Genomic DNA, 13,635 nt, shown 5'->3' with positions numbered 1-13,635 from the left:
ACTTACTTCGACTTCCCGTAAATCGTGTGCCCTCTAACTCGCTATCTTCTTATGCGTTTTTTTGCCCTTCGATTTTGGCAGTAATTTCGCCGCTTCTGACAATCGAGTCTCAGCGTCTTCAAGAGCGGCGGTCGCGGATACCGTCCAAGCTGATTGCAGTGGAAGCAGATCTTTTTCTGTCAGGGCTATCTGGCACCACTGGTAGTGATCGTGCCAATCGCCCAAGGCTGACTGCAACCCTCTCAATACCTTCGCCTCGTCCATAGACAACGCTGACAGTGCCGGAAACGCTTCTGTCAGGTAACGGGTACGTTTAACTAGCACTCTCAGTTGGTGCCGATCGAATTCCTTGTCCTCTATCGCTGTGTGCAACTGCTCGACCTGCTTTTGAAGTGCCTTTTTGATGCGCGGTCGGATGTCTGTCCAACCTCCATCGAGCTCGACTGCACGGAATCCCGCAGGCCATGCATCAAGTGCGGCAAACAATCGACTAAGGGGCGCGCCATCAAGTATCGCGGCATATCCGGCGTTCAAGCGCAGAAGTCTGGTCCGAGCCAATTGAGGAAAGCCTCTGTTCTCTAGTTCCTGGATGATGACCTCCAAATCGCGGGTAGGAGTGGTCTGCCTTCCTACAGCCGCCGCTGACTCGTTCAAGGCCCGCATTTCCTCAGCACGACGAAACGGCTTCAGCAAGCTCCTGATGCGCCTGACGGCAATACGAAGATCATGCAACGCCTCACTGTCGGTACGCGCCTCAAGGCGTGCGCGTGCGCTGTACAGTTTTACCTGCAGGCTGAAGATTTCAGCCGCAAACGTGTCCACAAATGCCATAAAGTCAGATCCTTACGTCAGGATTTCCTTGAAGACTAGTAGCGGCCAGCGAGGAGCGCAGACTCCATATCACTCTGTCACTACACTCCTCGCTCACTGTAGCCTACAATTTTATTTCAGTTTTGAGTCAGCTTGGGGTGGGGGCCGGCGGGGCATGCAGGCCATGCTCAGTTCAAGCGCCCAACAAAACGCACAAGGACGGTGGAAAATGCGACCAACGACAGACGTTATCCGGGCCCAATTGCGGGATGCAGAAGCGGTGCTTCAACATCTGGATAACAAGCTTGAAGGCATCTGCTTTGATCCAGCCATGCCCACCAGTGTTGACGCGGCAACACGTCAAACGGCAACACTGATTGATACATTACTTATAGGTTTCGCGGGCAATCCAATACTCGGCCCACTAGCTGAGCAATTGAAAGTGCAGTATCTGGAAAATATAAGAGAGCGAGTGAGAGTTTCCCAAGCGCTGCAGCCAACAACCAGGTCGAGGCACACGGTTACCAGTATGCTGCGTAAAGTTTGGAGAAGCCTCAGCTAGGCTTTACACAGAATCGTCATCGTTATTTTCTAAGGTTGTGCAGCCGGCAATAATCGGTCCAAGGCATGTTGACCATTTCGGCTATTACCTGATGCTCTGCGAGAATACTTTGATAAGCCTGCTCCTCTGAGCTTGCAATCAGCCGCAGTGTCAGCTCCCAAGTACCGATGCCAAGCCTCTGTGCTTCATCCTCAAATGCCTGCTCAATGAGTTCCTGTTGATCTTTCGGACTGAGCATACGGACGCGATTGTTGAGGGACGGGTTGTTGCTCAGGAAGCGAGCGCGTGCATGTTGGGAGTCTTTCGGAGTCATAAAGCAGTCTCCTTGTCGCGGTTAAACGCTCCCTCATTTTAATCTTACGATGACGACAAGATTCTTTCGATGCCATGAACTTGGTCCCTCGGTCGGGATGCCATGGTTCGGCCGTTTTAATAGACTTCCGGCACCATGAGTTCCGGTGGCGTCGGACTGCGGGAGTAGTCCTCCTTACGCACACGCTGCGGCAGTTCGATCACCGGCAACTCCACTTCTTCGTAAGGCATTTGGCCAAGCAGATGATGGATGCAGTTAAGTCGGGCTTTTTTCTTGTCGTCCGCTTGCACCACCCACCAGGGGGCTTCAGCAATGTGGGTGCGCTCGAGCATGATTTCCTTGGCCTTGGTGTAGGCCTCCCAACGCCGACGTGACTCCAGATCCATTGGGCTGAGTTTCCACTGCTTGAGCGGGTCATGAATGCGGCTGAGAAAGCGCAGATTTTGTTCCTGGTCGGAAATGGAGAACCAGTACTTGATCAGCTGGATGCCTGAGCGGGCGAGCATCCGCTCAAACTCTGGCACAGTTCGGAAAAACTCTTCGTACTGATCGTCGTTGCAGAACCCCATAACCTTTTCAACGCCGGCACGGTTGTACCAACTGCGGTCGAATAGCACGATCTCTCCTGCTGCCGGCAGGTGAGAGACATATCGCTGGAAGTACCATTGAGTGCGTTCGCGGTCATTGGGCGCAGGCAGAGCAGCGACACGGCATACCCGGGGGTTGAGCCGCTGGGTTATGCGCTTGATTACCCCACCCTTGCCTGCTGCATCACGCCCTTCGAACAAGATGACTACCTTGTGTCCGGTCTTGACCACCCAGCTTTGCAGTTTCACCAGTTCACCTTGCAGGCGAAACAGCTCGCTGAAATAAAGTCGTCGGTCGTCCTTCTCACTACCATCAGGAACGTGGTCATCGAATAGCGCGTTCAGATCATGCACATCTTCGGATAACTCCAATTCCAGCTCCTCGTCACTGTGGTCGAGAAGCTCACGCTGAATGCGTTGTATCAAGTGGTCTTGAGCTGAGGGCATGGTGAAGACCTCGGGTACGGGATCGTACCGCCATACTGACGGCGATTTATGACTGAGCAGTTACCGTAGTTCTCGGGATCGGTGATTGCTTGAACAAGACGCTATATCCCGGCCCGACGTCGCGAACGTTCAACCCTTAGCCGAAACCGACAGCCAGGGCATTTCCTATACCGCGGGCGTACCGCCTGTTGCCGCTGCCCTGCTGGTTGCCCGCGGCGAGTGGGATGTGCAGCGCATGGACAATATCGAAGAGCTGCCGGCTGAGCCGTTCCTCAAGGCGCTGGACGTGATGGGCCTGCCGACCCGCATCAAGGATCAAAACGGCGATCGTCCCTGGAACGGGGTAGCCTGAGGCTAGCAACGTCCAGCGACGCTTAACGCCGCTACAAAACACGCCGCTCGTTGAGCGGCGTTTATGGTTGCACTGAAAATCAGGATACGACTTCTGAACACTGTTGCACCGGGTTCGTGCTCCTGGCCTGTTGTTGCCGGGTGAGCAATGACTGTACGTCAGCGACGGCATCCAGAACCCTCTGCGCCCAGTGCTCATCCTCCGGGTGCACTACGACAACGCGAAAACCGTGATCATAGCCTTCCGAGCGCACACCTTCGGAGTCATCGACATGCAAGTCGATATCGAAGGCCGGGGGGAATTTCGACGGGCCGTTTGACAGCCCGTTTGTCGTCAACGCCTGGTTATGCACCACACTGTTGACGACGCCGTCGACGCGGATTCCATACAGCAACAGCCAGCGCCTGATATAGGCCTGGGGCCGACCGGACGACGTGTAAACCCAAATACTGCAGCCCTGGCGGCGCAACTCGCGGGTCAATGAGCGCGTACCGCATCGTAGCGGTTCACCCAGCCAACGATGCACACAGGCCGGCAACCAGCTCTGCTCGACGGCACAGTGATGCAGCTGGCAGGCCAGCGTGTCATCAATGTCGAACGAAACCCGTATACGCTGGCGACCGAGTCGATTCATGGGCATAGCACCAAGGAAGGCCAGCCATACGCGGCTGGCGGAAGTCCGGTACCAGGCGGATAGTGGCTGCCTGCTCATCAATTCCCCCCTTTAAAGACGGGTGAGGCCGTTTCTTTGAGAAAAAAATTCGTCGATTCCGGTGCTTGCCCTTCCAGGAAGGCTGCATACTTTTTCTTGATTTTGGGCAATTCATACAACGCCTTGACCCCATGCTTGGCAGAGTTGCGTATGACCGATGAGGGGTTGAAGTAACCCTCAGCATTGTCCAGCGTCAGCACGAACGGAGGCAAGCCGGCGCGCATGAGCAGATAGCTGACGATCAGCGACCCACTGCGGTTATTGCCCTCGATAAACAACTGCGGCTTGCTGAGGATTCGCACATAGACACCGGCCGCACGTTTCCAGACTGATTCGCTGCGATACGCGCAGTACCAATTGAACAAGTCCTTTATCCCGCCCTCAACGTTGTTGAAGAAGTGCTGCTCGGTCGCCGCAAGATGTTGAGCGTATTCAACCCGGCGTGCCGGGTCCCGGCCGCAGAGTACGGTTGCATTGATCTCCAGCATCAGGTTCAGGTGTTGAAGGTCGAACAGGTCAACGCCGCGAGATACATAGTCGTCAATCAGCGCATAGCCTTCAAGCACATTGAGCAGCACTTCGTCAGTAAAGGGATCACGCGGCTCGGTAAAGTGCCGGCTAAGTTCGGCGAAACGGCACTGAACCTCGCGTAATACCTCTTCAATCGCTGACAAATCAAGACGACGCGTTGCAGACATTGGCAATCCTGAGGACGGTAGATAAAAGGGGAAAACGGCCGAACCTCAGTACAGCACCTTAGGCCATGGCCGCTTGCCGTCTTGACTGTATACTTGCTGCCTAACTGAACTTGCCGCTGATGTAGTCCTCGGTCATTTGTTCGCGCGGTTTATCGAAAATCTGGGTGGTCGGGCCCATCTCGACCAGATAGCCGGTGCGCGTCCCTTGCGAAATATCAACCGAAAAAAAGGCGGTTGTGTCAGCGACACGAATGGCTTGCTGCATATTGTGGGTGACCAGGGCGATGGTGTAATCCTTCTTCAACTCGATCATCAACTCCTCCACCCGGCGGGTCGCGATCGGGTCAAGTGCCGAGCAAGGCTCGTCCAGCAAGAGCACTTCGGGTTCGGTCGCGATGGCGCGTGCGATGCAAAGCCGTTGCTGCTGGCCTCCTGACAGCGAAAGGCCGCTGACCTTGAGCTTGTCCTTGACCTCATCCCACAGCGCGGCGCCCTGCAAGGCATGTTTCACGCGGTCACCCAGGTCTCCCTTGTAGCGATTGAGGCGCAGGCCGAACGCAACGTTGTCAAATATGCTCATCGAAAACGGATTCGGCTGCTGAAACACCATGCCGATGTAACGACGCACGACCACTGGATCGACGCCCTTCCCATACACGTCTTGCCCGAGGAAATGCACATGCCCTTCAAAGCGAAAACCCTTAACCAGATCGTTCATCCTGTTGAGGCTGCGCAGTACCGTACTTTTGCCGCAACCAGACGGACCGATGAAACCGGTGATCTTATTTTTTTCGATCGGTACATGGCTGTCACGGACTGCCAGGAAGTTACCGTAGAAGATCTTGTCCAGCTTGCAGTCCATGACGACAGGCGCCTGAGTGACAAACGGAGCCGCGACTCGCAGAGTTGATACGTTCAAGATTCAGATGCTCCGTTCTCAGTACTTGGGCTTGCCGAAAATACGGCTGACAATATTGACGACCAGTACGATCATCACCAGCACCAGCGAGGCCGCCCATGCGAGTTCGAGTTGGTTGTCGAAGGGCATGCCGGAGAAGTTGTAAATCAGCACGGCGAGCGATGCCGTCGGATTCATGACCGCCAGGCTTCCGTCATGGTAGATCCAGTAGTTGCTGAACAGCGCAGTAAACAACAATGGAGCGGTTTCGCCTGCTGCCCGGGCCACGGCCAGCATGACCCCGGTCAGGATTGCCGGCATGCCGGTCGGCAAGACGATTTTCCAGATGACCTGCGAGCGGGTGCAGCCCATGCCGTAGGCGGCATCTTTCATGATTTTGGGCACCATCCGCATCGACTCTTCAGCCGTCAGCACGACGATCGGCAACATCAGCACGGCCAGTGCCACGCCGCCAGCCGGGGCCGAGTAGGTACCGGTGGTCATGACCACCAGCGCGTAGGCGAACACCCCGGCCAGAATGGAGGGCAGCCCCGTAAGCATCTTGGCGGCAAAGCGGGCGGCATTTGCCAGTTTGCTGTCAGGGCCCAGTTCCGCCAGAAAGATGGCCGCCATGATGCCGACTGGCACCGCAATGGCGGCCGCGATACCAACCATGACGAAGGTGCCTGCCATCGCGTTGCCAAAACCACCGCCCGTTTCGAAACCGGTGGGCGGCAGTTCGGTGAAGACCTCCAGGTTCAGGCGTGCTCCGCCGCGGGTGATCAGCATGTAGAGCACGGAGATCAACGGCACGCTCGCTAATAGCGCACCACCCCAGACCAGCGTGGTCAACACCAGGCTGCGTAGCGCGCGGCCTTCAAACTTGCGCTGCAGGCTTGGAAATTTGGCGTCAGAGGACATGATGTCAGTCATTATTTAGTACCACGTTGGGCATAAACCATGATCATGGAACCGATGATGTTCACCAGAAGCGTGATAAACATCAGGACCAGTGCGGCGTACATCAACACTTCAATCTCGTTCGGCCCTGCCTCGGGAAAATTCAACGCCAGCAAAGCAGCCAGGGTATTGGCCGGGGCAAAGAGCGACAGAGAGATGTTGTTCGCGTTGCCCACGAGCATCGCCAGCGCCATGGTTTCGCCGAGCGCGCGGCCCAACCCCAGGACCAAGGAACCGAAGATACCGGTGGCGGCAGATGGCACCATGACCTTAAGAATCGCTTCCCAATGGGTGGTTCCCATGCCATAGGCGGCCTGCTTGGTTTTCATCGGGACGCCGGTGAGGGCGTCCTGCGAGACGGCAGCAATGGTCGGTAGAATCATGATTGCCAGCACCAGCGCCGCCGGCAGCAGTCCAGGTCCGCTCAAGGATGTTCCAAAAAAAGGTATCCAGCTGAGTTCGCTGTTCAGCCACTCTGCTAGCGGGCGAATCGCCGGAATCACCACGTAGATCCCCCACAGACCATAAACGACGCTTGGGATGGCTGCCAGTAACTCGACGATGGTGCGGAAGACGGCAGCGAGCTTGGTGGGCAGGAAATCCTGGGTCAGAAAAATCGCCATGCTGACACCGAAAAAACCGGCGATCAGCAGCGCAATGAAAGCACTGTAGAGCGTCCCCCAAATGGCCGGCAGAATGCCGTACTTGCCCTGATTAACATCCCAGACGGACCCCAAAAGCACATCTAGGCCGTGCTTCTCCATGCCGGGAATGGCCTTGCGCCCCACTTCGAATATAAGCGCAAAGACCAGAGCCAGAATCAGCACCACGCCTATTTGCGCTAACGCACGGAAGATGCGATCGACCAGAAAGTCCTTTGCGGACGGTGGTTGGCACGCAGAAGCCGGATTTACCGGTACGACAAAAGGTTTGTTCATTGGCTCATTCCGGAATGAAGGGAAACTCTCCCGGCGCTGAAAGCAGACGCCGAGAGAGGCCTCGGGAGCGCTTACTGGATATTGGCAGACGCTTTACGAACCTGATCGACGACCGATTGTGGCAACGGGATATAACCCATCGAGTCGGCGATTTTCTGCCCTTCGGTCAAGCTGTACTCGATCATCTCTCGCATGGCCTTGGCCTTCGCCGGATTGCCGTTGTCCTTGCGGAAGATCATCCAGGTGTAGGACGTGATCGGATAGGACTTGGCGCCGTCCGGATCAGGCAGCCAGGCCACCAGACTTTCGGGCATTTTTACCGCAGCCAGTGCCTCGGCACCGCTTTCCGCGTTCGGTACGACGTACTGACCGGCCTTGTTCTGCAACTGCGCGAAGTCAACCTTAGCGAGTTTGGCGAAGCCGTATTCGATGTAACCGATGGCACCCGGGGTCTGGCGTACGGTCGCTGTCACACCGTCATTCTTAGGCGATTTGATGAATTTGTCGCTAGCAGGCCAGTTGACGGTATTGCCCTCCCCCAGCGCCTGCTTGAACTCAGGATTGATGGCCGCAAGGTGCTTGGTGAACACCGCTGTCGTACCGCTGGAGTCTGCACGCACAACAACCGTGATCGGCGTATCAGTCAGTTTCAAGTCGGGGTTGGCTGCGGCGATCTGCGGATCGTTCCAGCGTGTAATTTTGCCCAGAAAGATGTTGGAGTAGACGTCGCGTGGCAACTTGAGCCCTTTAGGATTGCCCGGCAGGTTATAAGCCAGCACGATTTCACCCGCCGTCATTGGAAGCAACTGCACGCCCTCCCCTACCTTGGCAATGTCTTCGTCTTTCATAGCCGAGTCACTAGCGGCGAAATCAACGGTCTTATTCAAAAAGTCCTGCACGCCTGCCCCGCTGCCCTTGGATTGGTAGTCCACAGTGACACCATCGGACTTCTTGCTGAAATCCTTGAACCAGGTGAGGTAAATCGGTGCGGGGAAACTGGCTCCGGACCCAGTCAGTCGGACGTTTTCCGCTGCGAAGGACATTGAAGTAGCCAAAAGAGAAGCAGTAACGGCGAGCGCAGCAGACTTCATCAAACGTTTCATCGAGGAAACTCCTTAAAGGGGCTCCCGAACACTGCAGCAATTTCGTTAAGCTTTCATGAATGTTGGATGGCATTGAGATCAAGGAGGGTGAGATTAGTGCCGGCCAACGCTTTTGAAAGCCTTGCCTTGCTTTAGAAAATAGCCACTAATCTGATATCGCCAACCTGTCTCATTTCTGTCACGTAAGCCCCGTAGCGTTCCCTCGCCAAGACGCAAGAGGGTAATCTTATGAACGCAGGGTGCCGGGTAAAAATCCGACGTCTAGCTGCAAACGCAGAAGTACGAAAGAGAGTGATAGGTGCTTTCTGGAAAAGCAAAAACCTGGTGCTTCAAACGGCGGAATACAGGATTGCTCTTTTGCACCGATATCCTGCTGGATTGGTAGACGATTCTGAAATTGAAGCCCTGCTGGAAAGCTGGCCTCTTCATCGTACCTATCTCCCCGCACAAACCTATTGTGCTGCGGGGACTTGATTGCCCCCCCTGCGACTTTCCGGGAGACTTGACGTTGAGCAAATGCGCTCGGTAGGAGAGGCTTCTACCAGAACCGTTTTATACGTTTGGGTGCGATGCTCAATTCACTCGTCAGCAAAATGATGAGTATGCGCCTGCAACGAGTCGGGTAGACGGATACGTGACTGCGGTCATGAGCCCGCCTTTTCAGCGGCTTTTCAATGAATCCTTTCAAGATTTCAATGGATTGAAATTTCAGTAAGATGGCGGGCCTCCCACTAACACGATCCCGCGGGTTTCCGACCCCGTACCCTTCGAAAGTCCCCAGGGTCCCCGGCGGCTTTCTGCCCGGTCCGGTCAATCGACTCGGCATCCGAGTGCCATGCCCTGCCCCCATCCCTTTGGAAAGACGGACATCCCTACGAAGGTTTCAGCTAGAGAGATTCCGCGAGTTCGATAACCCGTGTAGGGGGCGGCCCTCACGGAGGACCCGTAAAAATCGGCGCCCTACCCGGCCTGCCCGGCTCATGCCTTCGGTTCCGCCTCGCTCAGGTCCAGCCGCTTGGCGACCCAGCGTTCGTACAAGCCGATGGCGACATCGGCGCCGGCCATCGCGGTCAGGCAACCCAAGGCGCCGGCTGTCCAGATCGACAGGCCCGCACCGAACAGCAACATCATCGCTGACACGCCGCACACGATGCAGGCACCGGACCGAAGTGCGAGGCGGCGCAACAATGCCCAGCCTCTCGCCCCGTCCTTGTCGGCGCGCCACATCTCGCCGGACACGCCGCCAACCAATGACAGGGCAATCACCAACCAGATCGGCATCTCTGCCAGTGCCTGTTGCTCGTTCGTCATTGCCCGCCCCTTAAACAAAAAGACCCGGCGCATTGGCCGGGTCAGGTGGTGGGTGGCCTGCCGCGCTTTGCGGTCGCACCCATCGAAGATGGCCCCTTTTTACAGGTCGATTCTGGTGGCAGCAAGACCGTTTTAATGCCATCCGGTGAATGTGTGGGTGACGCCCGGTGAACGGCAGGCGAATGTCGGTGAATATCTATCCCGGCTGTCTTTTGCTTTTCTGGCGTCCCATGCGTCCCACCTCTCTAAAACTAGGTGGGACGTCTGAAAGCCCCGTAGATTGGGGCTTTGCCCCACCGTCCTACTTTTAACTCTCCTTCCTCGTGTAAAGAGAGAATATTTAAAAACACGCGTGCGCGTGAACACGCGCATTGATGCCCGCTACGCATACACGGGCGGGAGACATGAAAAAGGTGGGACGGTGGGACAGCCCAGCAATGACGCGGCTTGCGCCCGTCCCACCACCGCAAAAAGCGGTGGGACGGAGGCAGGCCGGTGGGACGGCGTGAGCCAGAGGAATGCCCACGATCAAGCCGCCTCCCCCAGGAGGAAGTGCTCGACCACGATGTGAGCGTCATGCAGGCGCTGGTAGTAGAGGTTGCGTGTGCAGCCACTCTCGGCCAGACGCGCAGTCAAAGGCGCATCAGGCTGGAAGTAATGCACCTGGACCACCGACATCAACTCAGGATCGAGCCGTTTCTTGACGATGCGCTCGATGTCCAGGGAGGCCTCCAGCGGCACCCTGCTCCCGCGCCTTCCGCGCACAAGCTGACCACCGCTCTCCATCATCATGGCGACCATGTTGCCGCCCGAGTAACCGGCAGCCACTTCATCGCTGTGCAGCTCCTGCGCCCATTGCTTGAGGGCCATATCGATTGCCTTAATCATCGAAGCACGGCTCCTCGAACTCAGGTTGTTCCAGCGCAGGCGCCCTGCCCCAACCCTCCGGTTTCTTGTACGCCCATGGCCGCTGGCCGCTCTTGCTCAAGGCGCCCAAACGGAACCGTCGCCACCCCAACCGATGCAGGATCGCACCTACGCGCATCTGTTCCGGTTTGCCCCAGTGGCCGGGATCGAGCTTGAGCGCCTGACTCATCACCTCACTGCCGGTGGTGGTTTCGCCGATCTGCGACTCTTCGAGCCAGGTCAGGATGGGCGTTTCCCATTCGTCTACCACGAAGCGTTCGTCCTGTTCCTCGCTGAACATCGGCGCTTCCTCTCGCGTTACCCACCAGAGGTCGCCGGCCTCAAAACAAAACATCGCTTCAGCCCACAACTGGTCGCGGATCTCGCGCAGCAACGCCACGTCGACCTTGGTACAGGCCACCGGCCAATACCGGCGGTTGCCGGTGGCGTCCTTGAGGTACTCGTCCTGGTTGGTGGTACCGACGAAAACGCACTGGCGTGGCACGTCCAGGGTTCTGCGGCCATAGCTTTCGCGGTAGGTGTCGGTCGATGCCGAGAAGAACTGTTTAGCCTTGGTGCTTTCGGCCTTGTTGAAGCTGTCCAGCTCGCCGAGTTCAACAATCCACTTGCCACGGATTGCCTGAAAGCCGTCCTTGTCACCGAGCGCAAACGGCGTATCCATGAACCACTCACCGCCGAGCACGCTCATGGCGGTCGACTTACCGGCGCCTTGTACGCCTTCGAGAATCATCACCGAGTCAGCCTTGCAGCCGGGCTTCATCACCCGCGCCACGGCCGAGATCATCCAGCGTTTGCCGACCTTGGACGTGTAGTCGGTTGCCTTCACACCCATGACATCCGTCAGCCAACGCTCCAGGCGCGGTACGCGATCCCATTCGAGTTTTTTCAGGTACTCGCGCACCGGGTGAAACGCGTGGTCGTGGGCCACGACGCTGACAGCCTCGATGACGTGCGAGGACTTCACACGCAGGTTGTACTGCTGCGCGAGCCACTTCATCACGCGCACGTCGTCGATGTCGGCCCACTCGCCGGTGCCACCGCCATAAGGCGCAGCACGCAGCTTGACGATCTTCGAGCTGAAGGCGCAGTAACTGATCACACCGGCCCAGCGTTCATCATGGGCGAGGATCAGTTCGACGTTCTGCATGTGCGCGATTAAAGCACCGCTCTCGCTGCGGGCGAGTTGATCCTTCCAGCCACCGGCAGCGGGTGGACGGACCACAGCGAGGACTTGTCGACGCACTGCGTCGAGGCCTTCGGCGACGTGCAGATCGTTGAAGTCGGTCCACTTCTCGTGACGCTCGACAGTGAAGATCGGCGCAACGACCTGGGCACCGACGATCAACGCAGCATTGCTCGCCTTCTCGTCGCCCGGATTCCAGGCATCGCCATTAGGCTTGGTGGTCTTCCAGTCGTCATCGCGGCAGATGATCAGCGGGCAGCCGGCAAAGCGCTCGCGCATGACCTTGCACACGGCCAACAGGTTGCCCGCATCGAAGGCGACGGCCACAGCGAGTGAGGTCGCCATGTGCAGACTGGCGCCGGTGGCGTACCCCTCACAAACCAGCACCGGTTCGCCCGGTACCGGGTGCGGGCCGAGCAGGTGAAAGGTGCCCTCCTTCGCCATCCCGTAAGGCCAGTAGGATTTGTCGCGGCCGGTGTCTTCCTGCTTGTTCGGGAAGATTACCTGCAGGCCCATGATCTGATCACGGGCGTTCTTCATTGGGACCAACACGGCACCGGTGCGCGGCGCGTAACGCACGTTGATGCCAACGATCTGTTTACGGTCCAGGTAGTCGCTGCGCCCGGTGGTCGGCATACGCTCGAACAAACCCTGCGCCCTTTTCGCGGCCCGCCGCGCAGCGTTACTCGCGATTTCGGCGGCGCGGCGCTTGGCTTCCTCCTGGCGGGCGCGCATCACTTCACGCTCTTCCGGCGACATGCGACCGGCCTTGACCTTGATCTTCTGCGTCTCACCCGAACGCCAGTCACCGAAAGCGCCGAAGATCAGCGTGTCGCCCTTCTCCGTGCGTTGTTCATGGACGACGTACCAGCCGTTCTTTTCCTTGCCCTTGTCCTGCGATGTCTTGCAGCGGGTCAGCTTGCCAAACACCAGCGGCTGCACTGGCTCCAGACCGTAGTCGGTGAATTGCCCTAATACCTCATCGAGCATGCTGAATCCCCCGCTCAGAAAGGGACTGGCAGCTGATGCATTGCGAGCAACCTGGTTGAGCCAGGCGGCGTGCTTCCGGGATCGGGTCGTCGCAGGCTTCACAGAACAGCAAGGAATGGGCAGCGCTTTCGGCCTTGGCAGCGCTGCGCGCAGCCATGGCCTGATCGATGCGTTCCTGCACCAGATCATTGGCGAAATCGGCGATGTCAGCCACGGTCAGCACCTCGCGTCGTCTGGTTGACGTAGGTGGCGCGGTTGAACAAACCCAGTAGCCCTTGAATGCCCCGGAACACCTGTAGGCGAATCGCTGCGAGTTCCTGATCGGTGACGACACCGTCGCCGATGCTCTTGGCCCAGGTCTCGGCCAGATCGGCGACTTGGCGGAAGTACTCGGCAATACCCGTCGTCAGAGTCTCGGGCATGTCGTTGGTGTAGGTGTCGGCCAGCTCCTGCCAGACCGTGTCACCGACCAGCGCATGCACCGCATCGAGAATGCGGCGATCCTTGGTCAGTTCTAGGATCTCGCCGAATTCCTGAATGTTGATGGAGTGACTCGGGTGAGTCGGCGACAACTTGTGCTGCAGCGTGGTCGGGTTGCGGCCAGTGGTAGCAGCGATGGCAGCAGCGCCGCCCGGGTAATCGCGAGCGGCGTGGTACAGCGCTAAATCGAGCGGCAGAATTTCCCGCTGCGCCCGTTCCAGAGAACTCAGAGCGATACGGCTCATGGCATTAATCCTAAAAGTTGCCAGTGCCGCGCGACAGAAGTTGGTGATACATTTGCCGCGTGGTCTGGAGAGGCCCAAAGCCGGCTAGGTTCGTAAGACCAACACCGGCACCGTGCCGG

The 13,635-nt window shown here is 57.6% G+C and carries 15 protein-coding genes and 1 pseudogene; 2 read left to right on the top strand and 14 right to left on the bottom strand.

What is annotated here, in order from left to right; translation table 11 throughout:
• Positions 1-33 precede the first annotated feature (33 nt).
• Positions 34-831 (bottom strand): CHAD domain-containing protein, encoded by a 798-nt coding sequence (locus tag ACA043_RS14225; protein ID WP_497659511.1) that lies wholly within the window; start codon positions 829-831, stop codon positions 34-36.
• A gap of 154 nt (positions 832-985) precedes the next feature.
• On the opposite strand from ACA043_RS14225, the gene ACA043_RS14220 reads away from it, so the two are divergent.
• Entirely contained in the window at positions 986-1,372 is a 387-nt protein-coding gene (locus ACA043_RS14220; RefSeq protein WP_497659510.1) for a YuaX family protein, read from the top strand.
• A 22-nt stretch (positions 1,373-1,394) separates the two neighbouring features.
• Here the strand turns inward: ACA043_RS14220 and ACA043_RS14215 are convergent, their stop codons facing one another.
• Both ACA043_RS14215 and ppk2 read right to left on the bottom strand, forming a co-directional pair.
• Entirely contained in the window at positions 1,395-1,685 is a 291-nt protein-coding gene (locus tag ACA043_RS14215) for a DUF6388 family protein (protein ID WP_497659509.1), read from the bottom strand.
• Positions 1,686-1,801: 116 nt separating this feature from the next.
• A complete protein-coding gene (gene ppk2, locus ACA043_RS14210) occupies positions 1,802-2,719 on the bottom strand; it encodes a polyphosphate kinase 2 (RefSeq protein WP_497659508.1) in 918 nt (305 codons plus the stop codon).
• A gap of 130 nt (positions 2,720-2,849) precedes the next feature.
• Here ppk2 and ACA043_RS14205 point away from each other — a divergent pair.
• Positions 2,850-3,071, top strand: a pseudogene (locus tag ACA043_RS14205) (saccharopine dehydrogenase); the annotation flags it as partial.
• A gap of 79 nt (positions 3,072-3,150) precedes the next feature.
• Here ACA043_RS14205 and ACA043_RS14200 read toward each other — a convergent pair.
• The 11 genes from ACA043_RS14200 to ACA043_RS14150 all read right to left on the bottom strand — a co-directional run bounded on the left by ACA043_RS14200 (position 3,151) and on the right by ACA043_RS14150 (position 13,516).
• Positions 3,151-3,783 carry a hypothetical protein gene (locus ACA043_RS14200; protein ID WP_497659507.1) on the bottom strand — a complete coding sequence of 211 codons (633 nt, stop codon included), beginning with the start codon at positions 3,781-3,783 and terminating at the stop codon, positions 3,151-3,153.
• On the bottom strand, positions 3,783-4,481 hold the full coding sequence (locus ACA043_RS14195; RefSeq protein ID WP_497659506.1) for a hypothetical protein: 699 nt from the start codon (positions 4,479-4,481) through the stop codon (positions 3,783-3,785). Before ACA043_RS14195 ends, ACA043_RS14200 begins: the two co-directional genes overlap by 1 nt.
• Positions 4,482-4,581: 100 nt before the next feature.
• A complete protein-coding gene (gene pstB, locus ACA043_RS14190) occupies positions 4,582-5,343 on the bottom strand; it encodes a phosphate ABC transporter ATP-binding protein PstB (protein WP_217827632.1) in 762 nt (253 codons plus the stop codon).
• Positions 5,344-5,418: 75 nt separating this feature from the next.
• Positions 5,419-6,312: a phosphate ABC transporter permease PstA gene (pstA, locus tag ACA043_RS14185; RefSeq protein ID WP_497659505.1), complete on the bottom strand. Its 894-nt coding sequence runs from the start codon at positions 6,310-6,312 to the stop codon at positions 5,419-5,421.
• The gene (pstC, locus tag ACA043_RS14180; protein WP_497659504.1) at positions 6,312-7,277 is read right to left on the bottom strand and encodes a phosphate ABC transporter permease subunit PstC; all 966 of its coding nucleotides are present in this window, start codon (positions 7,275-7,277) and stop codon (positions 6,312-6,314) included. Before pstC ends, pstA begins: the two co-directional genes overlap by 1 nt.
• 71 nt (positions 7,278-7,348) lie before the next feature.
• On the bottom strand, positions 7,349-8,380 hold the full coding sequence (gene pstS / locus ACA043_RS14175; protein ID WP_497659503.1) for a phosphate ABC transporter substrate-binding protein PstS: 1,032 nt from the start codon (positions 8,378-8,380) through the stop codon (positions 7,349-7,351).
• Positions 8,381-9,358: 978 nt separating this feature from the next.
• A complete protein-coding gene (locus tag ACA043_RS14170; RefSeq protein WP_008080174.1) occupies positions 9,359-9,691 on the bottom strand; it encodes a phage holin family protein in 333 nt (110 codons plus the stop codon).
• A gap of 528 nt (positions 9,692-10,219) precedes the next feature.
• On the bottom strand, positions 10,220-10,579 hold the full coding sequence (locus tag ACA043_RS14165; RefSeq protein ID WP_103366964.1) for a PA0613 family protein: 360 nt from the start codon (positions 10,577-10,579) through the stop codon (positions 10,220-10,222).
• A complete protein-coding gene (locus ACA043_RS14160) occupies positions 10,572-12,791 on the bottom strand; it encodes a VapE domain-containing protein (RefSeq protein ID WP_497659502.1) in 2,220 nt (739 codons plus the stop codon). Before ACA043_RS14160 ends, ACA043_RS14165 begins: the two co-directional genes overlap by 8 nt.
• Entirely contained in the window at positions 12,781-13,005 is a 225-nt protein-coding gene (locus tag ACA043_RS14155; protein ID WP_008080171.1) for a TraR/DksA family transcriptional regulator, read from the bottom strand. The genes ACA043_RS14160 and ACA043_RS14155 overlap by 11 nt, the downstream gene beginning before the upstream one ends.
• Positions 12,998-13,516, bottom strand: coding sequence for a phage regulatory CII family protein (locus ACA043_RS14150; protein WP_083368989.1), 519 nt, complete (start codon positions 13,514-13,516; stop codon positions 12,998-13,000). The genes ACA043_RS14155 and ACA043_RS14150 overlap by 8 nt, the downstream gene beginning before the upstream one ends.
• Positions 13,517-13,635 lie beyond the last annotated feature (119 nt).

This window comes from Pseudomonas sp. LBUM1648 (genome assembly GCF_059716145.1).
This window is presented reverse-complemented; position numbering and strand designations above follow the sequence as displayed.

Coding starts and splice junctions, on each gene's coding strand:
- ACA043_RS14225 (WP_497659511.1), bottom strand. CDS start 831: ATGGCATTTGTGGACACGTTTGCGGCTGAAATCTTCAGCCTGCAGGTA.
- ACA043_RS14220 (WP_497659510.1), top strand. CDS start 986: ATGCAGGCCATGCTCAGTTCAAGCGCCCAACAAAACGCACAAGGACGG.
- ACA043_RS14215 (WP_497659509.1), bottom strand. CDS start 1,685: ATGACTCCGAAAGACTCCCAACATGCACGCGCTCGCTTCCTGAGCAAC.
- ppk2 (WP_497659508.1), bottom strand. CDS start 2,719: ATGCCCTCAGCTCAAGACCACTTGATACAACGCATTCAGCGTGAGCTT.
- ACA043_RS14200 (WP_497659507.1), bottom strand. CDS start 3,783: ATGAGCAGGCAGCCACTATCCGCCTGGTACCGGACTTCCGCCAGCCGC.
- ACA043_RS14195 (WP_497659506.1), bottom strand. CDS start 4,481: ATGTCTGCAACGCGTCGTCTTGATTTGTCAGCGATTGAAGAGGTATTA.
- pstB (WP_217827632.1), bottom strand. CDS start 5,343: ATGGACTGCAAGCTGGACAAGATCTTCTACGGTAACTTCCTGGCAGTC.
- pstA (WP_497659505.1), bottom strand. CDS start 6,312: ATGACTGACATCATGTCCTCTGACGCCAAATTTCCAAGCCTGCAGCGC.
- pstC (WP_497659504.1), bottom strand. CDS start 7,277: ATGAACAAACCTTTTGTCGTACCGGTAAATCCGGCTTCTGCGTGCCAA.
- pstS (WP_497659503.1), bottom strand. CDS start 8,380: ATGAAACGTTTGATGAAGTCTGCTGCGCTCGCCGTTACTGCTTCTCTT.
- ACA043_RS14170 (WP_008080174.1), bottom strand. CDS start 9,691: ATGACGAACGAGCAACAGGCACTGGCAGAGATGCCGATCTGGTTGGTG.
- ACA043_RS14165 (WP_103366964.1), bottom strand. CDS start 10,579: ATGATTAAGGCAATCGATATGGCCCTCAAGCAATGGGCGCAGGAGCTG.
- ACA043_RS14160 (WP_497659502.1), bottom strand. CDS start 12,791: ATGCTCGATGAGGTATTAGGGCAATTCACCGACTACGGTCTGGAGCCA.
- ACA043_RS14150 (WP_083368989.1), bottom strand. CDS start 13,516: ATGAGCCGTATCGCTCTGAGTTCTCTGGAACGGGCGCAGCGGGAAATT.